Origin of the sequence: Streptomyces capillispiralis, assembly GCF_007829875.1 — a bacterium.
Classification (GTDB): Bacteria; Actinomycetota; Actinomycetes; order Streptomycetales; family Streptomycetaceae; genus Streptomyces; species Streptomyces capillispiralis.
In genome coordinates, this window is the sequence record NZ_VIWV01000002.1 from 73,837 (window position 1) to 97,442 (window position 23,606).

General features: G+C 74.3%; 1 protein-coding gene (running past one end of the window). It reads right to left on the minus strand.

All coding sequences use genetic code 11. The features are described from left to right. A protein-coding gene (locus FHX78_RS35670; RefSeq protein WP_145872336.1) for a lonely Cys domain-containing protein crosses the window boundary here: on the minus strand, nt 1-23,606 show its 5' portion. 19,564 nt of this gene lie to the left of the window's left edge; only the first 23,606 of its 43,170 coding nucleotides appear in the window; the start codon lies at nt 23,604-23,606; its stop codon lies off the left edge, out of view.

A 23,606-nucleotide genomic window follows, 5' to 3' on the forward strand; every position in this document is an offset into this window, starting at 1 on the left:
GGCGCCGAGGGCACGGGGGCGGAGGGCGCCGAGGGCACGGGGGCGGAGGGCGCCGAGGGGGCGAAGGTCGTGAGCTCGGAGGGCTCGGAGGGCTCGGAGGCCGGCGCCAGCGCCAGCGGTGCGGGTGTCTGCCCCCAGGCGCGCGGGCTGTGGTGACGGGGGGTCAGGTCCCACCGGGACAGTTCCAGGTCCGTGCCGACCGCGCCGGCGGCCACGAGGAGCAGGAAGGGCAGCGCCACCGGCAACTCCGGTTCGGCCAGGGGGCCGTCGGCGAAGTAGGAGCTGATCGCCTGTCGCAGGTCGTACCACGTCAGCGGCTCGGCCGTGCCGCCGCCCGCGCGGCTCCGCTCCAGCGCCCAGAAACCCTTCAGGAGCGCCTCGAACGCGCCGCGGTCGTCCTCCAGCCCCGGGCCGTAGACCAGGCGGATCGCGCGGATCCAGCGGAGCACGTCGGCGGCACGGTTGCGGTCGCCCGTCACCTCTTCGGCGATGCGGGCGAGTCGCGGGGCGGCGGGCTCGGGCCGGAATCCGGCCCATCCGTCGCCTTCCGGGAGCTGGAACCGGGGGCCGAGCCCGGTGTCGCCGGGCGCGAGGACCGGCTCGTGGCCGCTGACGGTGGTCCACACCCAGCGGTCGAGGCCGTTGGCCAGAATCTGCCCGGCCGACGGCCACTCCAGCGGGTCCCGGAGCGGTGGGCCGGTCAGGTCGGCCGCGAGGAACAGCGCGACGGTCTCGGGCGGGAGGGCGTTCAGGAGGGGGTCGACGGCGAAGAGGAAGTCGATGACCCGCTCGTGGTCGAGGAACACGCCGGTGCCGTCGGACAGGGCGAGCGCGGCACCGGTGCCGTCGCCGCGCAGCCCGACGAGGTGGGCCGCCCGGAAGGGAAGCGGCTGCGGGGCGCTCTCCTCAGGGGCGGCATGGCGGCGTACGAGGGTGAAGTCCCGTGTCACGGGGAGCAGCCCGTACTGGTGCCGGTGGGGAGCGCTCCAGTCGGCGGCCTGGCGCGAGGAGACACCGACGGGCATGCCCTGCGGATCCCGGTGCCTGACCAGCGACACCTGCTCGATGAGCACCCGGGTGCCGTCCACGGCCACGACCTCCTGGGCCCACGGCAGGACGGGGGGTGTGTGCGCCGGGTCGGCGAGCGTCGCGAGGGATCCGCGCGCGGCCTCGACCAGGTCCGCGATCCTGTCGCGTTCCGAGGGCGAGATCTCCGGCAGCAGCGCGGCCGCCGCCTCGACGGCCGTGCGCAGCAGCTGCTGCTCGGGGGCGTCGGCGGGCAGCGGTGTCCCGAGGGCCCGCCGGCCGAGGGCGAACGCCACCCCCTGGGCTTCCCAGTTGGACATCAGTATCCGGCGCGTGCCGTCGGCCAGCGACAGACCGAAGGTCACGGTCGCCAGGAAACCGCCCAGGCCGCGGACGACCGGGTCGTCGAGGACGCGGGTCAGGGAGGCGGTGAGGACGTCGTCGGGCAGGGGGGCCGCGAACGCGCGCGCGTAGGCGTAGGCCGTGCGGCTCAGTTCGGCGAAATCGGTGACCACCCGCCGGACTTCCGGGGCCGTCATGAACTGGCCGGTGAATCCGAGGTGGCGCAGTTCGGTCAGGACCAGCCCCATGGCGAGTTGGCCGTGGCCGGTGTCCAGCGCGGGGTAGTCGTCCATGCCGACCGCATGGCGCTGCGTGATCACCTCGCCCCGGGTGGTACGCCCCGTCAGCACCGCCGTCAGGTGTTCACGCGGCGCGGGCATGTCGTCGCCGCCGGCGTCGAAGAAGGCGGGGTCGAGACGTCGGGACGGCGCAAGCCGCTCCTGGTAGGCCTCGAGCGTGTTCTTGGCCCGCTCCTCGAACACCTTGCTGACGCGGTCGTGCTCGGTGCTCAGGAACCGGCGGGTGCGGGGCCGCAGGGCCCTCAGGATCCGGTCGAGGGGATGCCGGGACGCGGCCAGCAGGAAGTTCTTGACGATCGGGGGGTCGTTGCCGGCGCCGCCGGGCGTGGCGTTGGCGAAGACCTGGGCGGCGGGCCAGGCGGCGACGTTCTGGTAGGCGAGCCAGGCGTACCCCACCAGCTCGTCGATGTCGGGAATCGCCGTCAGGAAGGGGGCCAGGTACGGCGGCACCTCGTCGCGGCCGAGGTACTGGTGGACGAAGACCGTCGCGGTGTCCATCGCCGTGAAGCGCCCGGATGCGACCAGAGGCCGCAACGGCGCCACGACCAGCCGCGAGTCGGCCCCTTCCTGGAGCTCCCGGAGCCCCAGCGCGGGATAGCCGATGGTGAGCTGCGTGTAGGCGGCACCTCTGTAGTCGTCGGGGGCGGGGAAGACCTGGGCCTTCAGACCCAGCTCGGTGGGGTGCCAGCCGTCACCGGGCGGCAGCAGCGCGGACAGGGGAAGAGGTGCGCGTTGCCTGTCCGTGGTCTCCATCGCACGCTGCAGCCGTTCGAGCCGGCTCAGCGCCTCCTCCGGGGTCAGGCCGCGCTCCCCCGGGAGAATCGACATGGGGTCCGTGACGATCTCGCCGATCAGCGCCTTGATCATGCGGGGCGGGGGCTCCCCGGGCGCGGTCTTCGGTCGCGCGATGGTGAGACGCCCGTTGACCCGGAAGAAGCCCATGACGTCCAGGACGATCTTCAGGCCGTTGCCGTGGGCCAGCACCTTGTCGCCGGCGTTCTCCTCGTCCCCCAGGTTCATGCCCAGGACGACGAAGATCCGCTGGTTCTCCGACTCGATGCCGATGGCGCCGTAGCGGTCGGTGGTCGCCCTGTCGAGGAGGGTGTGGGTGAGGGAGGACGAGGCGGCGAAGGCGGGCAGCCCGTCCTCGACGACCTTCCCGGTCGGGTCGATGAGCACCGCGCGGGCGTCGGAGGGCGCCACCCGCGGGGCGATCGCGGACAGGGCCCGGCCGGTACCGGCCGACACGTCCACCCAGAGCACGCCGCCGGGTTCGCCGAGGTGGACGGCCGCGAAGGCGTGGCCCAGCAGCGTGCCCCGGCGTTGCGCGAGAACCAGTGCCGTGGCGCCGGGGCCCGCCGCCGCGACGGCCTTCACGACCGTGTCCCAGTCGCGCACGCTCCGCCAGCCGGGCCCCTGCGCGAGCGAGGCGCGTGCCGAGGTCCGGGTGCCGACCGAGAGGTCGTCGAGGGCGACGGCGGGGCGCACCCCCCGCGGGTACAGCTCGTCGCGCAGGGCGCTCAGGAGGTGCAGGCAGCGCTCTGCCGACCGGCCGTGGTCCGGCTCCCGCGCGGCCACTCGGCGGACCGCCCGCAACAGGTCCGCACGGCTCGACAGGGCGGTGGGCAGGGCCACCGTCGGGGCCAGGGCCTGGGCCCGGGGTGCGGCTTGCTCCGTCTCCGTCTCCGTCTCCGGGCGTACGGGCGTGCCGGTGCGGCCGGACGGCGCGGGTTCCCGGGCGGGGGCGGGCCAGCGGGCGGGGGCGGAGGCCAGGGGGCCGAGGAAGGTGCCGGACACCCCGGTGCCCTCCACGCGGCGTGTCGTGTCGAGCGCGGAGGCCAGGCCGGGCAGGGCGCGCAGCGCGGCCGTCTGCTGCCCCGTCCGGTTCCGCCGGTCGTCGCGGACCTGGCGCAGGGCCTGCTCGATCTCGTCGAGGCGGGTCCGGTCGTCGTCGCGGAAGCGGGCTCTGCGGGCGGCGGCACGGGCTGCGCTGTCCTCGGCTCGGCGGGCCGCGGACAGCGCGTTCTCGCTGTCGCGCACGAGCGTGGTGCGGTGCTCGCGTGCGGCGTCGACGGCGTCGCGGGCGGCGGTCAGCGCCGAGTGTGCGGTGCGGAGGGCGGCGTCGCGGCCCTGGTGGCGCGCTTGGGGGTCCTCCCCGTCCCGGCGCGCGGTGGGGGCGGGTCCGGGGCCGGGCTGAGGCTCGTCGGCGGCGGCCGTCCGTCGCGTCTCCTCCCCCTCGGCCCGCGCCCGCTGCCCCGCCTGCCGTGCGTCGTCCACCTGCCGGGCGGTCGGCAGGGCCTCCGCGTCGAGGACCGCCCGTTCGGCGCGGGCCAGTGCCGCCTCGGCGTCGCGGACGGACGCGTCGGCGCCCTCGCGCGCGGCGCGGTCCCGCCGGACGGCTTCCTCGAGTGCCGCGCGCGCGGCCCGGTGGGAGGCGGTGGCGGCCGTCAGGGTCTCCTGCGAACGGTGCAGCACCGCGGCCGCGCCGGCCAGGTCCTCGGTCAGTTCCCGTTCCTCGGCGACGGCCCTGCGTTCGGCGTCGGCCGCCTCGGTCCAGGCGTCGATGGTCGCCCACAGCGCGGCCCAGGTCTCGCGGGTGGCGTCGGTGGTGTCGGCGAGGGTGCCGTCCGCGGTGAAGGGCCAGTACCGGGAACCTTCGGGGGTGCGCAGCACCAGTTCCACCGGCTTGCCGGCCAGGGCGGCCGTGCGGGAGGCGGTGAGCAGGGCCCGGGCCAGCAGGCGTCCGTCGGGGTCGGCGCCGGGCGCGAGGCACAGGCGGGCGGAGGAGTCCCGCTCGTCGATGCCGGCCGCCAGCACCGCGGGGAGGTCGGTGAGGGGGTGCCGCGTCCAGTCGCGGAGGTCGTCGGCGTCCTGACCGGCGAGCATGGCGGGGAGGTCGTAGATGCCCGCGTCGGGGCGTGCGGGAGTCACGCCGAAGCCGAGCAGGTCCTCTTCCGGCATCCGGACGGTCGCGGTTCCGGTGACGTGCCGCACGCCTTCGGAACCCTCCACGGTCACGACCAGGTCGACGAGGGTCTCGTGGCTGCGGGAGCCGCGCTGCTCGTCGGTGTCCCCGGCCCGGCCGGCCTTGAGGCGGTTCTGGCCGGCGCCCGTGGCCGTGGCTCCCACGGAGGAGGCGTGCGGTTGCTGGGCCACCACCGGGAGGTCGATGCCCAGCAGATGGCGGCTGCCGGACTGCAGGGCGTGCAGGCTGCGGTTGGTCAGGGCGAGGGAGCCGGCCGCCGAGGAGCCGGACACGCTGCCGCGGGACTGCTTGCGCCCCCGGTCCACCGCGATGTCGTCGGCGCTGGTGACGGGCCTGGGGTCGTGCAGCGTGATCGACAGGGTGGGGGCGTGGCCGGGCGTGGCGAGGGGCCAGGTTCCCGGCATCCGGGGTGTGAGGCCCGCCGCGGTGCGGGGCGGGTTCAGCGTGATCCGTCCGGCCTGGATGAGCTCGCCCAGGCGGGTGGCGGCCGCTTCCGAGGACGCGTTGGCCGGCAGCCCCCAGGACGCGGTCAGCGCCGGGGCGACCTGCTCGAGCGCCTGTGTCAGCTCGGGGAAGGCGTTGAAGTCCAGGACCGGCGTGTTCCCGGACGGCACCAGCGCGGGGCCGAAGGCGGACGGCCGCGTCTGCCGGGGGTCACGGTCGAGCAGGGCGGGGCGGCGGGGGCCGCGGTGCTCGACCGGCTGCACCGCTTCCGAGGCCGCGAACCGCAGGGTGACCGCGACGGGGACGGTGACGGTGCTCTGCGGGCGGCCGGTGAGCAGGCGTCGGACCCATGTGCTCAGCCGGGTCGCCGCGTCGCCGTCCAGGCTGGTGAAGGACAGGATTCCGGCCTGGAGGAGTCCGCCGGGGAGGTTGGCCGGCCATTGCGTGATCAGCTCGGAGCGGACCGACGCGGTGATGGTGTAGTCGATCCCGTCGAAGTCGACGGCGTGGTCCGTCTGGGTTACGGAGCGGTCCTCGCTCGCGGTTTCGGTGCGCCGGCTGCGGCTGCTGGTGGTGGTCAGTGCGACGGAGGGGCCCACCCGGTCGGTGCGCGGGGGGCCGCCGGGCCGGGGGTAGCGGGACATGGCCATGAGGGCGGTCTGGTGGGTCCGGCTGACCGTCTTCGTCGAGCCGCTGCCCTCGGGGGTGTGCGCCTGCGTCAGTCCCAGGCCGCCGGCCGCCGGGCGTCCGCGCACGGCGCGCAGGCCCGGCGTCTGGAGGGCCGGTTCTGCGACGAGGGAGACCTCGACCAGCCGCGCGCCGCCGTAGGCGTGGTGGAGGAACTGGAACCGTGTCGCCCGCCGCCCCCGCCCGGGCAGGGAGCGCAGGGCGTTGGGCTCGGTGTGACGGGCGATCTCGGTGGCCACTCCGGGCAGGTAGGAGGCGTGTCCGGGCCGGGTGACGCCGGGTGCCTCGTTCTCCACGAGCGCGGTGAGCTCGCGGCGCAGCCTGTCGCGCCGTTCCACCCCGGTCGTCGCGTCGTCGAGCTGTGTGACGGACACGACGGTGCCGAACCCGAGTTCCTGGGTGCGGGCGAACCGGTCGGGCAGGGGGACGTCCGGGGCGGGCAGTGCGGGGAGGGTCGGACCGGGGAGCCGGCCGAACCATCGCGGGTGGCGGGCGAGCGCCGCCTCGGGGGCGAGGAACGTCACGGCGCGCGGGAGGTCGATCGCCACCGTGACGGGGGCGTGTTCCCCGAAGCCGACGGCGTTCGCGGCCACGTTGCGGGTGCCTCGTCGCACCGTCACGAGAAGGGTCGCATCGGCGCCGATGAGGTGGTGCGTGCCGGCCGCCGACAGGGAGCGGGACACCTTGGTCGCGGAGGTGAGCGTCTGCTCGTCGTCGGCCCGGCGGGCGTAGCTGTGCCGGACGCCGGGGTTGAACCGGTGGCCCGGCCGCGTGAGATCCCTGGGACCCAGCTGGAGGCTCGACAGCGTGGCGTTCCCCTGGTGGGTGCGACCGGTGGTGCGCTGCCCGCCCGCCGTGTCCGCCACGGTGGTGCCCTGTTCGGACGTCAGGGAGTCCGAGCCCAGGTGGCGGGGGTGGTGGAGATAGCCCTCGATTTCCACGACCATGACCTGGTCGGCCGCCATGCCGGGCAGGTTCAGTCCCTCGACCACGTACCGGCCGCCGAGGATCTGCGCCGCCCTGGCGATGAGCTGGGCGGGCCGGATCCCGGTGTACCGCGCCTGCGCGGCGAGGGTTCCCGCGTCGTTCCTGGGGGCGCCGACGACGGCGGCCGACACGCGCTTGTACGCGGTGCTGCCCCAGGTGTAGGGCAGTCGGGCCGCCGCGGCGAGCGGCGGTGGCAGCAGACCGGCGGCGAACGCCGCCGCCCGGTTGGTGTGCCGTGCCCAGGTGCCGGGGACGGCTCCGACGGCCGCGGTCCCGGCCTGCCGCTCCAGCGCGTCGAGGGATGCGGTGGAGCCGGGCAGTCCGGTGCCGGGGCCCTGGGTGGGGGGCAGGGGTGAGGAAGGGGCCGGGCGGACGGGCTGGGACCCGGCGGCGATCTGCTGGAGGGCTTCCATCAGCGCGGCGGTGCCGCGGAAGGTGTCCACGACGGCGCCTTCGGGCAGCCGGACCAGTTCCGGCAGGGGTGTTCCGTCGGCGTCGGCCAGGGCGAGCCGGTGGAGGTCGTCGTCGGGGCCGCCGTGGCTGATCGGCCGGATGACGTGACCGGGGCGGGGTGCGGGGGTGCCCGGGGCGGTGCCGCGTGGCCGGGTGCGATAGTGCGGGACGAGCAGGGAGACGGTTCCGGGGACGCCGTGCGAGTGGCCGCCGAACCGGATGAGCGGGGTGTCCCGGTCCCCCTCGTACAGATCCAGGGCGAACGTCGCGGGGACGGTGAACACGTCGCTGCCGTCGCCGGCCTTGGCGGACTGCTCGAACCCGACGGCGCCGCCGGTCGTGACGGCGGTGCCCGTCTGCCCGGTACCGGTGTAGTCGGGGCCGATGTCGAGCAGTCCCTCGCCGTCGCCGAGCGGGATGCCGAAGCCACCGCCACCGCCGGCCACCGCGGCGAGCGTGGTCCCGCGCTGGCGTGCCGATGCCGCCTCGTAGCGGCTGGATCCGCTCTGGTCGATGTCGGGCAGCCGGCGCGTGTGCTCGGTGTCCCGGGCGGTGTCCCGGGCGGCGGTGAGGCGCAGTTGGACCCGGCGGGTGCCCGCCACGGTCCGGGGCAGTTCGAACCACAGGGGATGTCCGCCGTCGACGGCTTCACCCAGGGCGGTGGCGAGACCGAGCCGGTTGCGGAGCTGTCCCAGCCTGCGGAGGTTGGTGAGCTGTGCCTGGCGCAGCGGTTCGTCGAAGCGCATCGGCAGGGCGGGTTCGCGGTGGACCGCGGGCGGCAGGAAGCCTTCCTGGCGCAGCCACCGTTCCGCGCGGTCGAGGAGCACGTCGGCGCCTTCGGCCTTGAACGCCAGCTCGGAGGGGCCGAGACTGTCCAGGTTCTCCAGGCGCGGGGGCAGCTCGCGGGTCTCCGCGGGGCCGGGCCGCTGTCCTTCGAGGGTGGTGCGCGCCGGCACCATCAGGCGCAGCCCGTCGTCCCAGGGCCCGAACGTGCCGCGTACCTCGCCCCCGCCGGAGCGGTACAGCGTCAGCTCGTAGGTGACCGTGGCGGGTGTGCGCAGGTGTTCGCCCTTGTTGGAGACGCTGTTCGTCAGGGTGGCCGAGCCGGCGGAGCTGTGTGCTTCGTCGACCTGCCAGTTGGTGCCGAGCCTGCCGGTGACCCGGCCGCCGAGCGAGGCCCCGAAGTCGGGGTGGCCCGGCGCGTGGTCGGCGGTGAAGCCCGGTCCGCCCGTCGCCTCGACGCCGATCCCGCTGGTGAACTTCGCGGAGTGGTCCAGGGCCGCGCCGCGCGCCAGCTGGGTCTCCAGCGAGAACGTGTCGGCGTGGCTGCTGGCGAACGGCTGCCCGGGGACGATCCGGGCGGTGAGGCGGAGCATGCCCACGGCGTGGTCGTCGGTGTCGGTCAGGACCGGCGAGAACACCCCGCCCCCGGCCTGGAGCTGCGGGGTGCCGCGCAGGACCTGTTCGGAGAGGAACTCCTCCAGGGCCTGTCCGGACTCGGCGCTCAGCCCGGTCAGGGGAGCGAACCGGTCGTCGGCGAGCACCTCGGTGAGCAGGCGGCCCGGTTCGGCGACGCTTTCGACGCCCCACAACGGGATGTCGTCCAGCGCCGCGGGCGGGGGCAGGCCGGCCGAGCCGGTGCCGTCGTCCAGGACGCGGTGCTCGGGCAGCCAGGCCGTGAGGACGCCGTGGGACCGTCCGGGTGACCAGCCGCCCGAGGCCGCGCGGGGGGTGTCGACGCGGACCTGCCAGAGGGTGTCCAGGTCCAGGGGCCGGGCCGGATCCTTCGACCCCTGCCTGCTGACGACCTGGAACGTTTCCCTGACCCCGACGCTCTCCGTGAGCTGGTTGTGAGTAAGGGACATCGTGAGCGACATGTCGCCCCGGTGCAGGGCTCCCCTGCCGTCGGCCAGCCGGGCCAGGGTCCAGGGCAGGACGCCGGTGCGGAAGGTGCCCGAGTTCTCACCGGCGGAGGACGACTGTGTCCCCTCGGCCGACTTCTCCACCTGCGGTCCGGGTGAGGTGCCGGCGGTTCCCCCGTGCTTCGCCGAGAACACCGGGTCGCGGTGGGCCAGCCGTACGTCCACGGTGCGTTCGCGGCCGTCGTGGTGGACGGTGACGCGGTGGCCCCGGCTGCTGCGCAGGGAGGGGCGGTGGAGGTCGATCTCCGCGGCTCCCAGGACCTCCTTGAGGTGGCCGAGGACCGTCCCGGCCTCGGCCGCCGGTATGCCGAGCGCCTCGATGACCTGGGCGTACAGGCCGTCGAGGACCGGCGCGGGCGTCTCCTCGAACCACGCGAGGTCGACGTGCCCGTCGTGCGCGGTGCCGTAGTTGCGGGCGTACGCCGACAGTTCACCGTGCGCGGCCGGTGTGGCGGGGGCGTCGCCGGGGGCGGCCGCGGGCGGCGCGGCGGGCGGGGCCGGGTCGATGGTCACGTCCCGGTCGGTGAGGCCGCCCGTCTGCGCCTGCTGGAGGAAGTGTTCCAGGGCGTTGGCGGTCAGTGCCCGGTCCCAGCCCTGCCGGGCGGCGTACTCCCCCACGAGGTGTTCGAGGGTCCGCCAGGTCAGCGGGCCGGTGTCGGTGTTGCCCGGGGCGTTCACCCGCAGCGTCTCCAGCGCCCTGAAGCCCCGCAGGAGCTGCTGGAACTCCGCGGCGCGGGACGGGTCGCCGTCGATGTCCACGCCGTGCGTCGTCCGGAGTGCGCGCACCCAGCGCAGCGCCCGCTCGGCCCGCCCGGGCATCGAGTCGGGGAGCCCCGAGAGCCCGACGAGCTCCTCGGTCAGGGGTTCGGGGCGCAGTTCCACGATCCGGTAGGCGGGCCGGTCCGGGTCGTCGTTCTTGACCAGGTGGCCCGCCCGTCGCAGGCCCAGCTCCAGTGCGAGCGACGCGTCGGAGGAGACGACCCTGCGGCGCGTCTCGTTGGCGATCACCTGGGCGGACGACGGGTACTCCAGCGTGTCCGTCCGCGTGGCCGGCCGCATGGCCGTCTCGCACCACAGCATCCACACCGGCTGGTCGGCCGGCAGCCGGCCGAGGCTCTTGCGGCGTGCCAGCATGCGGCCGAGTTCCGCGGGCCCGACCACCTGGTTGGCTCCGGTGCTGCGGCGCGGCAGGACCACACTGCCGCCGTCGCCGTGGCCTGCGGCGATGTAGGAGTCCTTGAAGGCCCGGGGCAACGGCATCAGGGCGCTTCTGCGGGATACGACGCCGTCGGATCCGATGTGCGCGTCGTAGTAGTGCTGGACCGCAGACACGGTGCGGAAGGCCCCTTCGGCCTGCGCCATGTCGCGGGGGTCGAGGAAGGCGCGGCCGGTCAGCCGCTGCCCGTCGGCGGTGGTCAGCGCGAAGGAGTACACGTCGTCCTCGGGGACCCGGGTCCCGTCGGTGGCGATGACCGGTGCCTGCGGGTCGTCCGGCAGGAGCCCCGGGTCACTGGGGATCCAGGTGCCCGTGGGCCGGTCGGCCCGGCCGGAGACGAGGGCGGGGAACCGCCGGCCGGGCCGACGGGAGGAGGGACGCAGACGCAGGTGGCCGTCCGTGGACCACACCCGTCCGCCGACCCGGTCGGCCACCGCTCGCGCCAGCAGCTCGTTCCTCTGCCCCTCGGGGTCCGCCACCAGCAGGACCACCGGCTCGCCCGGACGCCGGAGGGGGTCGTGGGCGACGATCTCGGCGAACTCCGCGTCGTCGACGAGCCGCTGCTCGCCCTCCGCGTTCTTCAGCAGGAGCAGGCCGGTGTCCGACCGGACGGCGAACACCACGTGAGCCCGCGGTCCCCACGGCGCCGGCGTTTCGCTGACCTGGCCGCCCTGGTCCAGGCCCACCCGGTCGGCGAGCAGCTGCGGGTCGGCGATGCCCGTCCAGTTGCGCCCGACGGGCCGCCCGTCGGGCCCGGCCATGACGGTGGAGGGCCGCGGGTGCCCGGACTGCTGGAAGGCGTGGGCGGCGATCGCCGCCAGGCTGGCCGCCCTCCCCTGCTGTGCGGCACCGGCCGCCGCCACCAGGGCGTTGAGGTAGGTCGCGTGGTCCGGCGTCTGTCCGTCCGGCAGGTGGAACAGTCGCCGGACGATGCCGTCCAGGTCCATCGCCCCGCCTCCGAAACGCCGGTCCCCCGCGCGGGCGTCGTCCAGCACCCGGAGGGCGACCACCAGTTGCGGCAGCCGGGGGTCGGCGGTGACGCCGGTGCCGAACGCCCGGGTCAGGACGTCCGTCAGTGCCTGGTAGCGCTCTCGGGTCAGGCCTGCGGCGGGTGGTGCCGCGGGCGTACCCGCCGGGGTGCCGGTGACGGTCCGCATCCGGGGCGCCGGAACCGGCACCGGTACGTGCGCCTGGACCTGGTGCGTTCCCTCCGCCTGGTCCCACAACGCACGGAACCCCTCGAACGCCTCCTCCTCCGCCCGCACCGCCTCCACCGGATTGACCGCACCCGAGAACACCGCACCCGGATCAACCCCGTACAACCGCTGCAACAACGGCAACAACCGCGGCTGGAAACGCGCCACCCACTCCGGCCCACCATTGTTCCGCCGCTCACCCGTGAACGGATCAACCCCCGCATTCGCCCCCAAATACACATTCGTCAACTGAGCGAAGAACTCGAACTCGTCCCGCGACGAATAATTCGGCCCCCGACGCCGCCCGTCCACACCCACCGAGAACAACGGCCCGTCCGGCCACGCACCCTCCCCCGTCGCCCCGAACACCTCACCAATCAACCGCCTGTCCGACTCATCAAGCCCGAACTGATGAACCGTGTGCGCCACCTCATGCAACGTCGACGAATAACCGTCCGGCTGGAACGGATGATCCGTCACCACCGACGTCACCCCACCCAGCAGGTTCTCCTCCGCCACACCCGCCGTCCGACCCCCAACCCCCCGCACCCCCTCCCACGACCGACCATCAGCCGTCCGACCCCCCGCCAGACCACGGAACGCACCCAGCGACGTCACCGCCTCACCCCGAGGCACCACCACCACACGCGACCCACCCCTCAACAGCCGCGCCGCCACCCCCGGATCACGCAACACCCGCGCCACCAACGCCCGCACCACACCCCGCGCGGAAACCGGCCGCTCCACACCCACCGGAACCTGCACCATCAACCACGCCGCGACCTCAGCGAACTCCCCCGCCGACAACCCCCCACGCAACGCATCCACCACCACCGGATCCGCCGCCAACCCCTCAAGCTGAACCGACGACAAACCCCCCAACACCACCCCCCGCTCACCAGCCGACAAACCGGCCAGCCACTCACCGAACCCGGGGGCCGCGAGGTCGGTGGCCTCCCGCAGCGGGATGCGCAGGGCCGTGTCGCCGCCGTCCGCCGGCACGACGTACAGGGCCGAGGGGTCCGCCACGATCCGGTGCGGCGTCACGTCGTGGTCGAGGTCGGCCATGACGAGGGCGAGGGTGTCCATGTTGGCGACGCGGCCGATCCAGCCGCTGTCTCCGCGCAGGATCACGCCCGCCGTCTCGTGGACGAAGTCGTGCCCGAAGCGCGTCCACCCGGACGGCGGGATCTCCTCCCCGCCGGGCAGCCGGATGTGCCCGGTGTCGGCGACCTCGTAGGTGAAGGGTGCGGAGCGGGACTCGGCGGCACGCGTGTAGGTGAACCACCGGTGGGGGCGGAGGCCTTCGGCGGCCCGGGTGTCGCCGGCGGTGCCGACGGCCGCGGCCTTGCCCACCGCGGTGCCGGTGCCCGTGGATCCGTCCGGTGCGGGCACGGCGGTGACCGGAACGTCGGGTACGGCGGTGACGGGGACGTCGGCGTTCGGGTCGACGCCGCCGTAGCGGGGCCGCATGACGGTGACCGGGCGGCCGATCGGCCACTGCTCGGCGACCGGGTCGAGACCGTCGTCGGGCGAACCGCCCGGCAGACCTCCCCGCGCGGAGCCGCCGCGCGGCCCGCGCGCGGCGACCTGCCGGGGCCCGCCGCGGTGGTCGTCGACCGTGAGGTCCACGGTGCCGGTGCCCGCGTCGCCGGTCGTGGACTGCCGGCCGCGCGCCGAGACCTGCCTGACGGTGAACCGGTCGGCGGTGAGGTGCGGCCCCGGTGTGCCGCCCTGGAGCGCCGCGAGCGCGTCGGCGAGTTCCTGCCGGAACGAGGCCGCGACCGACTCGGCGCGCGCCTTCGCGATGTCCCGGCCGGTCAGGCGCCCGCCGCGCCGGCCGGTGACCTTGACGTCGGGCAGCGGCAGCCCGTTGGCGGTGTTCCACAGGGCGGTTCTGGCCACCACCTTGGCCAGGTACCGCAGGGAGTGCTGGGCGCCGTCGGGCGTCTGCGTGGTGCCCTTGTCGAAGGAGAGGGACACCGGCAGCGATTGCTGACCGCGCAGCACCACGGTGGTCAGCGGATTGGCCTCACTGGAGGGCCTGTCGTCCAGCAGCTCGGCGTTGGTGTCGTGGGCCGACTCGCCCGGACGCTGCGAGTACATCCGCATGTACCACTGGTGCTTGCCCGGGATGACCTGTTCGAGCTGTCCGACGCGCTGAGCGGCGGCCCGGGTGTCGCCCTCCAGGGTGCGCTGCGCGGCGGCTCGCTCCGGGGAACCCGCGGGCGCCTGCCGCATCTGTGTCCGGGCCTGCTTGGCCCTGGTCAGGGCCAGGGCCAGGTCGTGATAGCCGCGCAGCTCGGTGAGGTGGCCGTCGTCGCCGGTTTCCTGGAGCCGCTCGATCTCCTGCCGCAGTCGCGCCGCGGTCTCCCGCAGTTCGTCCAGGTGCAGGCTGTTCAGGTTCGCCTGGACCGCTCTGCGGTGCCGTCGGCTGCGTGTCGCGGCCCGCGCGTGGTTCTCCAGGGAGATCTGGGTGCCGCCGTCCTCGCTGGCCAGGACCACGGTGGCGAAGTGATAGCCGAAGTGCGAGCCGCCGGCGGCGTGCTGCGGCTTGGCGTAGTTGCGCTCCAGGCTCGGCCGGCCCTGCTCACCGGGCGCCGCGATCGACTGGATGAGGTAACTCTCGCCGATGTCGGCCCAGGCGTGCTCGTTGATCCCGATCCGGCGCGCGGCGTCCGACAGGGCGTCGCGGCGCGGGTCGGACAGCTGGGCGAGGCTGAGCGCGCTGCCGTAGGCGCGGCCGGGCAGCGGGCCGTCGTCGCCGCCGGTGGGCCGGTCGTCGCGGCGGACGTACGAGGCCGCCCACGCCGGATCCACCGTCTCCGGCGCCGCGTCGCCGTCCGCGACACGGCCCAGGGCGTCGGCGAGGTGGTGCGTGCCGGTGACCTCCACCCCGTCGGAGGCGTTGACCGGCGCGGTGACCACCAGGCCGGTGCGGGGATCACGGAAGACCATGTGCGACGTGCGGGAGTAGTCGGCCAGCATGTCGGCGAAGTCCCGGCAGACCTCCTCCGAGGACTGTCCCGAGCGGGTCCCCATGACGGGTGTCACGCGGAACAGCCGCCTGCTGCCCCCGTCGGGCGTGGGCAGCAGGATGCTCAGGTCCTCGTCGACCCGCAGCCGCACCGAGAGGCCCGAGACCGGCAGCGCGGCCGACGCGCGGGCGACGGCCTCGGCGGTCGCGAAGACCTGCTGCCCGTACGCGCCGTCCTCGACCGCGAGCGTACGGTCCGCGGAGATCCGCAGGACCGGCCGGTCGGTGGCGAGCGTCTCGCGGTAGTCCTGCACGGACAGGGCGAGTTCGGGGGCACCCTGCGAGCCCGCCAGGGCCCGCGGGGTGTTCCAGGCGCCCCGGATCCCGCCGGGCTTGCGGAAGAGCACGCCCTCGCCGCGGTGGTCCGCGACGCCGTAGTTCCTGGTGGTCAGCGGCTCGGCCCGGCGCGCGTCGACCCCTTCGTCATGGTCGGAGCCCGACTCGTACAGGCCGACGATGGCCGAGACGTCGCCGTCGCTGTCGGTGTCCTGGTCCGTGCGGACGGAGTTCCACACCGTGCCGAAGCCGTCGCCGACCGGCCCCAGCGTGAGGTGGTCGGTGCCGGACCGCCAGTCCGTGGACGGGCGGGGGTCGTGGGGCGAGTACCAGACCCTCGTACCGGTCAGGTCGGCGACCTGCCGGGCCAGGGCCGCCATGTCGTCGTGCGGGAAGGCCAGGACGACATCGGCCCCCGGGGGCCGCGCCGGGTCCCGCGCGACGAGCCGGGCGAGTTCGCCGAGGTCGTCCAAGGTGAGCCTGCCGCGGGACGTGACCAGCCGGAGCGCGTCCGGACCCGCCTGGGCGAGGACCACGTACGCGTCCGACCAGGGCGCGGGCCAGGTGCTCAGCCCGCCGTCCTCGCCTTCCACCATGTACGAGCCGAGCGGCGGCACCTGGTTCCCGGTGCCGGTCCAGTTGCGCGCGGTGCCGTTCTCCGGCTGCACCCGGGTGTCCCGGGCCAGGGCGGCGTCGTGGCGCGTCAGATACGCGGCGAGGGCGTCGGCGTCGGCCAGTTCGTCCGGGGAGGCGCTCAGGGCCAGCGAGCCGAGGAGCAGCAGGTGCCGAGCGTTCACCGCGGTGTCCGGGCCGAGGTCCAGCACCCGCCGGGCCAGGTCGTGCAGTGCGTCGAGCCCGCCGCTCGCCGCGGACGACGGCCGCGCGTGCTGCCGCGCCAGTTCCCGCAGCGACGACACCGTGCCGACGAGCGTCTCGGGCGCGTGGTCGCTGCGGGCCACGGGCCCGAAGAGGAGGTCGAGCCACGGTGCGCGCGCGGTGCCCGGGGCGCCGTCCCGGCTGTCGGCGGCCCCCGCCGTCCGCTCCCCGGCGGACAGGGCGGGCCGCCGTCCGGCGGGCCCCGCCGGGCCCGTCGTCGGGACACCGCCCGAGGCGCTCGCGGGAGGAGCGGCGGGCGGGGCTGCGGGCGGGGCGGCCGGAGCCGACGGGGCTGCGGCGGCGACACTCACGTCCTGGTCGGTGAGGCCGCCCGCCTGCGCCTGGTGGAGGAAGCTCTCGAGGTTCTCCGCGGTCAGTGCCCGGTCCCGGCCCTGGCGGGCGGCGTACCCGCCCACGAGGTGTTCGAGGGTCCGCCAGGTCAGCGGACCGGTCTCGGTGTTCCCCGGGGCGTTCATCCGCAGCGCCTCCAGCGCCCCGAAGCCCTGGATGAGGGTGTGGAACTCCGCCCTGCGTGACGAAGCGACGTCGATGTCCACACCGTGCGTCGCCCGCAGCGCGCGGACCCAGCGCAGCGCCCGCGTCAGGGGCTGCCGGGCCGACTTCGGGAGTCCGGCCATGTCGACGAGGACGGCGAGCGCCAGTCTCAACGGCTCGGGGCGGAACTCCTCGAACCGGTGAGCCGGGTTGTCCGGGTCGTCGTACTTGACCAGCGCCGACGGATATCCCCCGCCCGCTTCGGCGATGGACAGCGCGCCGTCGACGGCGTGCACGACGCGACCGGTCTGGTTGGCGATCGACTGGGCGGCCGCCGGCCGTTCGAGCAGGTCCGAGCCGGGCTCCCGCAGGGCCTGCCGGCACCACAGGACCCACACCGGCTGGTCGAACGGCAGTTGGCTGAGGCTCCTGCGCCGGGCCAGCATCCGGCCGAACTCCTTGGCCTCCACGAAACTCGTCCCGCCCGTGCTCCGGCGGGGCAGGCCCATGACTGTGCTGCTGCCGTGGCCGATGGTGACGTAGGAGTCGGCGAGGGCCCGCGGCAGGGGCAGCGCGCCGCTGTTGCGGGGCGGATCGACGCCCGGGGTTCCATCGTGGTGATCGACGTAGTGCCGTATCGCGGACACCTCACGGGCGGCTTCCTCGAAGTGCACCATTTCGTACGGGTCGAGGAAGGCCCGGCCGGTCAGTCGCTGCCCGTCGATGGTGGGCAGCGCGAAGGAGAGGACGTCCTCGTCCGGGAACCGGGTCCCGTCGGAAGCGGTGACCGGTGCCTGGGGATCGTCCTGGACGAGGCCCGGATCACTCGGGACCCAGGTGCCCGTGGCCGTCGATCCCTGGGCCGCGGCGACGAGGGTGGGGAAGGACCAGCCGGACCGGCCGGACGGCGGAGGCAGGCGCAGGTCGCCGTCCGTGGACCAGACCCGTCCGCCGATACGGTCGGCGATCTTCCGCGCCAGTGTCTCGGTCCTCAGCCCCTCGGGGTCCGGCACCAGCAGGACCACCGGCTCACCCGGGCGCCGGGCCGGGTCGTGGACGACGTGCTCGACGAACTCCTCCTCGTCGACGGCCACGTCCACGCCGCTGGGGTGCGCCAGGACCAGCAGGCCGGTGTCCGACCGCTCGGCGACGACCGCGTGTGCCTGGGTGCCCCACGGCGCCGGGGTTTCGCTGACCTGGCCGCCCTTGTCGACGCCCACCCGGTCCACCAGCACCTTCAGGCCGGGGTTGCCCGTCCAGTTCCGTCCGGTGGCCTGTCCGTTGGGAGCGGTCAGGGTCGTCGAGGGCTGCGGATGACCGGAAGGGTGGAAGACGTGGGCGGCGATCGCCGCCAGGCTGGACGCCCTCCCCTGCTGCGCGGCACCGGCCACTGCCGTCAGGGCGGCCCGGTACTCCGCCTGCCCCAGAACCGTGCCCGCGGGCACGTGGAACAACCGCCGGACGATGCCGTCGAGGTCGAGCGGCCCGGTGCCGAGGCTCCGGTCCCCCGTACGGGCCGCCTCGAGCACCGTCACGCTGTCGAGCAGCTGCGGGAACTGGGCGTCGGCGGTGATGCCGGCCCCGAACGCCCCGACCAGGACATCGGACACAGCGGTGGCGGGCGGGGTGGCCGGGGCGTTCCCGGCCGCCGGCGGGGCGGCGGGCGGCGCGGCGGGCGGGGCCGGGTCGACGGTCACGTCCCGGTCGGTGAGGCCGCCCGCCTGCGCCTGGTACAGCAGGTGCTCCAGGGTGTTCGCGGTCAGTGCCCGGTCCCAGCCCTGCCGGGCGGCGTGCTCCCCCACGAGGTGTTCGAGGGTCCGCCAGGTCAGCGGGCCGGTGTCGGTGTTGCCCGGGGCGTTCACCCGCAGCGTCTCCAGCGCCCCGAGACCGCGCAGGAGCTGCTGGAACTCCGCGGCGCGGGACGGGTCGCCGTCGATGTCCACGCCGTGGGTCGTCCGGAGTGCGCGCACCCAGCGCAGCGCCCGCTCGGCCCGCCCGGGCATCGAGTCGGGGAGCCCGGCGAGGCGGGCGATCTCGGTGAGCCCGTCCGCCGACGGCTCGGGGGAGAACTCCTCGACACTGAACTCGGGGTTGTCCGGATCGTCGAACTTGACGAGCAGGGGCGGCACCTGGCCCTTCGCCCCGTCCACTCCGAGCTGGGCGTTGGAGGAACGGACCGTTCGACGGGTCTCGTTGGCGACCACCTGAGCGGCCGGCACGTGTTCCAGCTTGTCGGCGCTGGCGGGGCGCATGGCTGTCTCGCACCACAGCACCCACACCGGCTGGTCGGACGGCAGCCGGGTGAGGCTCTTGCGGCGGGCCAGCATCCGGCCGAGCTCCTTGGGCCTGACCACCTGGTTGGCTCCGGTGCTGCGGCGCGGCACGACCACGCGGCCCCGGTCGCCGTGACCGACGGCGACATAGGAGTCCGCGAGCCCCCGTGGCAGGGGCATCGGGGCGCTCTCGCGGGAAGCGTCGACACCCGGCGTTCCCTCGTAGACATCGACGTAGTGCCGGACCGCGGACACCTCACGCAGGCCCTTTTCGAAGCGTGCCATGTCGGGGGGGTCGAGGAAGGCGCGGCCGGTCAGCCGCTGCCCGTCGACGGTGGTCAGCGCGAACGAGTACACGTCCTCGTCCGGGAACCGGGTCCCGTCGGAGGCGGTGACCAGCGCCTGCGGGTCGTCCGGCACGAGGCCCGGGTCACTGGGGATCCAGGTGCCCGCGGGCCGGTCGCCCCCGCTGGAGGCGGCGATGCTGGGCACCCGCAGGCCGGGGTGGGCGGAGGAGGGCTGCAGACGCAGGTCGCCGTCCGTGGACCACACCCGTCCGCCGATGCGGTCGGCCACCGTCCGCGCCAAGGCCTCGATCCGCTGGTGGTCGCTGTCCTGGACCAGCAGGACCACCGGCTCGCCCGGACGCCGAGCGGGGTCATGGGTGACGAGTTCGGCGAATTCCTCGTCGTCGACGAGCACGTCGCTGCTGTTCGGACGCTTGAGAACCAGCGGGCCGGTGTCCGACCGCTCGACGACGACCGCGTGGGCGCGGGGACCCCAGGGCGCCGCGGCCTCGACCACCTGGCCGCTCCGCTGGGATCCGACCCGGTCCACCACCAGGTTCCATCCGGCGCGTCCGGTCCAGTTCCGCCCCGTGGGCCGCCCGTCGGGGCCGGTCAGGTTCGTCGCGGGCTGCGGGTTGCCGGAGCGGTGGAAGGTGTAGGCGGCGATCGCCGCCAGGCTGGTCGCCCTTCCCCGCCGCGCGGCACTGGCCACCGCCATCAGGGCATCCCGGTACTCCGCCTGCCCCAGAGCCGTTCCGGCGGGCACATGGAACAGTCGCCGGACGATGCCGTCCAGGTCCATCGCCCCGCCACCGAAACGCCAGTCCCCCACGCGGGCGTCGTCCAGTACCGCCAGTGTGTTCACCAGCTGCGGGAACAGCGCGTCGGCGGTGATGCCGGCTCCGAGGGCCCCGGTCAGGACACCGGAGAGCTCGCGGTAGCGCTCGCGGGTCAGGCCGGCGGCGGGCGGTGCCGCGGGCGTACCCGCCGGGATACCGGTGACGGTCCGCAGACGGGGAGCCGGAACCGGCACCGGCACATGCGCCTGCACCCGGTGCGTGCCCTCCACCTGGTCCCACAACGCACGGAACCCCTCGAACGCCTCCTCCTCCGCCCGCACCGCCTCCACCGGATTGACCACACCCGAGAACACCGCACCCGGATCAACCCCGTACAACCGCTGCAACAACGGCAACAACCGCGGCTGGAAACGCGCCACCCACTCCGGCCCACCATTGTTCCGCCGCTCACCCGTGAACGGATCAACCCCCGCATTCGCCCCCAAATACACATTCGTCAACTGAGCGAAGAACTCGAACTCGTCCCGCGACGAATAATTCGGCCCCCGACGCCGCCCGTCCACACCCACCGAGAACAACGGACCATCCGGCCACGCACCCTCCCCCGTCGCCCCGAACACCTCACCAATCAGCCGCCTGTCCGACTCATCAAGCCCGAACTGATGAACCGTGTGCGCCACCTCATGCAACGTCGACGAATAACCGTCCGGCTGGAACGGATGATCCGTCACCACCGACGTCACCCCACCCAGCAGGTTCTCCTCCGCCACACCCGCCGTCCGACCCCCAACCCCCCGCACCCCCTCCCACGACCGACCATCAGCCGTCCGACCCCCCGCCAGACCACGGAACGCACCCAGCGACGTCACCGCCTCACCCCGAGGCACCACCACCACACGCGACCCACCCCTCAACAGCCGCGCCGCCACCCCCGGATCACGCAACACCCGCGCCACCAACGCCCGCACCACACCCCGCGCGGAAACCGGCCGCTCCACACCCACCGGAACCCGCACCATCAAATGCGCCGCGACCTCAGCGAACTCCCCCGCCGACAACCCCCCACGCAACGCATCCACCACCACCGGATCCGCCGCCAACCCCTCAAGCTCAACCGACGACAAACCCCCCAACACCACCCCCCGCTCACCAGCGGACGAAGCAGACAACAACCGCTCGACGAGCGCCCGTGCCGAAGCGGGCTCCGGCACACCGCGCGAGCCGGAGATGCCCGCGGCGTCCGCGGCGTCCGCGGCGTCCGTGGTCTGCGCGGGGGCGCTGTCGGATGCGGTGGCGGGCCGGCGGACCGGCGGCGTGGTCGCGGGCTCCGGACCGTCGGAGAGGAGGGGCTCGGGTGCGCCGGAGGTGGCCTCGGCATCCGTTCGGGGAGCGGGGGTCGCCTCGGGGCCGGCCGAGACGACGGACGGACGGGCGGCCGGGCTCGTGGGACTGCCGGGCGAAGAGGTGACCGTGGTGATCGGGGCGGTGCTCATGTCCGCCCCCGTCAGGTCCTCGACGGCCTGGAGGGTGTCCGGCGGGAGAACCGGTCCGGACCCGTCTTCCGGGCCGGGACGGATTCCGGCGTGGCGCAGGATCTGCCGCAGGGCCGCCATGTCGTTCGCGGTACGGCGCCGGTCGCGCTCGGCGGGTGCGAGGGCCGGGTCGTCGGCGAGCAGCCGGATGTGGAGCGGGTCGGACACGGCGGGGGTGTCCGTCACGGACAGTTCCACGGCACCGGCACCCGGTGAGTGGTCGACGAGGCGCACGTCGACGTGGAGCTGGTCGCCGGACCCCGGCAGGTACGGACCGTTGTTGATCCCGGTGTCCAGCAGGGCGCGCATCCGCTCCTGGAAGTCCTGGCGGGCGTCGGCGGAGAAGCCCGGTCCCGGTGTCACCGGGAGCTCCAGCGTGAGGACCCTCACCCACCTGCCGTCGTCGGTGGGGACGCGCTGCACCGTGGTGCGGCCGGCGGCCCGGTCCTCCCGCACCTCGCCGGGCGTATCCGACGGGGCGTCGTCGGCCGCGGTCGGCAGGTCCACCTGCACAACGGCCGGGGGGACCGAGGCCTGCCGGGACCGCCACTGCTCGGGGCGGGCGGGTTCGGTGTGCGCCGGGTGAGGGGCGGGTGCCGGTGCCGTCCCGTCGGCGGAGGGCGGGGCGGTGGTGCGTGCGTCGCCGGCGGGGGCGGGGTCGCCGGCGGTGTCCGTACGGGCCGTGTCCGCGCCGGCGCCCGCGAGGTGACGGTTCCGCGCGGCCGGGTCGTGGTCGCTGGCGGGAGTGCCGCCCTGGCCGGTGGCCGCCGGGGCCCGTCCCGTGGTGGTGTCCGGTGTCGCGGAGGGTGTTGTCCCCGGAACGTTCGGCGCGGTCAGCCCGTCCGGGTCCGGAAGCGGGCTCGCCGCCGGGGAACGTACCGGGTCCGGCGTCTCGTGGAGGGTGTGGCCGGCCGCGATGTCCGACGTGGTGTCACGGCCGCGCGGCGAAGGCACCGGCGTCGTGGAGGCGGCAGTGGGCGACGTGGACGAGGAGGGCGTCCCACGGCCGCCGGCCGGCGTGGTGTCCACACCGCCGAGCGAGGATGCCGTCGGCATCGGCATCGGCGTCGGCGTCGGCGTCGGGTCGATGGCGCCCGCCTCGGGCGTGGTCAGGGGCGTGGTGCCGAACGGGTGGTCCGGCACTGGGCGACCGGCCCCCGTGTACGGGTCCGCGCCGGTCGTGCCGGGGTACGCGTCCGGCCCCGCGACCGGCGCCGTGCCGGTGCCGGTGGTGTGGACCGTGGACGTGTCCGGATCCAGATACGGATACGGATACGGGTCGGTTCCGGAGCCCGGGACCTCGCTCGTCGAGGTGCCGGTGTGCGTCGCGTGGACGGTGGTCGGGGGAACGACGGGGCGCGGGGGCGGTGTCGGCGTCGGCGTCGGCGTGCCGGTGGCCGTGGCCGCGGTGCTCGAGTCGACGGTGGGCCTCGGTGCGCCGGACGCTCCGCCCCGCGGACCTCCGGCCGGGCCGAGGACGGAGCCCGCGCCGGGCAACGGGTTGTAGACGCCGGACGTGTTGTGGTTGCCGAAGAACTTGTTGTTCAGGTCCTTACTGAAGCGCTCGACCCCACTGCTGATGATCATCTCGCTGACGGCGCTGGCACTGCCGCCCGCGAGGGCCATGGGGTCGAACTTCCACTTGCCGTCGAAGAGGCCGTTCACGATGAACTCGGCGAGGCCCTCGCTCGGCCCCTCGCTGGCGGCGCCGCGGAACGCCTGGCCGCCGAACTGCGCGTACTTGTTGTCACCGAAGTTCTTGAACTGGTGCTTGAAAACGTCCCCGATGTACTTGGAGATGACCGAGCCGAAGAGACCCGCGAAGGCACCCACCGCGGCGGACCTGAGGATGTCCCTCGCGTCGAAGCCGTCCGGGCGCCGTTTGCCGTCGTTGAGGGCGATCATCGCCAGGCGCACGGCGAACGTGGTGAGCGCCTCCTGCACCGCCTCGCTCAGCGCGGGCATGAGGTGCGTCTGGTTGAGCAGACGGTAGAGGGCCATGAGCACGGCCAGCCTGGTGCGGGCCTTGGCCAGGGCGGTCTGGCCGAACGAGAGGCCGCCCGTGAAGAAGGACATCGCCGCGATGATCGCCAGCTGGGCCAGGAGCAGGAAGGCCTCGGCGATGATCTCGTACTTGGACTCCATGATGTTCCTGGAGTGCTTGACGCGGTTGTCCGCGACCTGCCGCAGCTGGGCGGACAGCTCGGACATGGTGTCCGAGCCGCGCGCGTCGGTGATGGTTCCCATCGCCTCCTTGAAGCGTTCCGCCACCTCGGGCGGCAGGGCACCATCCACCTTGCGGACCAGGTCCGTGATGCGATCACGCAGGTCCAGCACTCGATTCCCGTAGTCCTCGTACGGATCACTGCTCTCGTACGCCATGTCCGAGGACCCCTGCAACGGCAGTTCGCCGAGCAGGACGAAGAGGATCCAGCGGACCTCGTCGGGAAATTCGATGCTGTCGCGGATCAA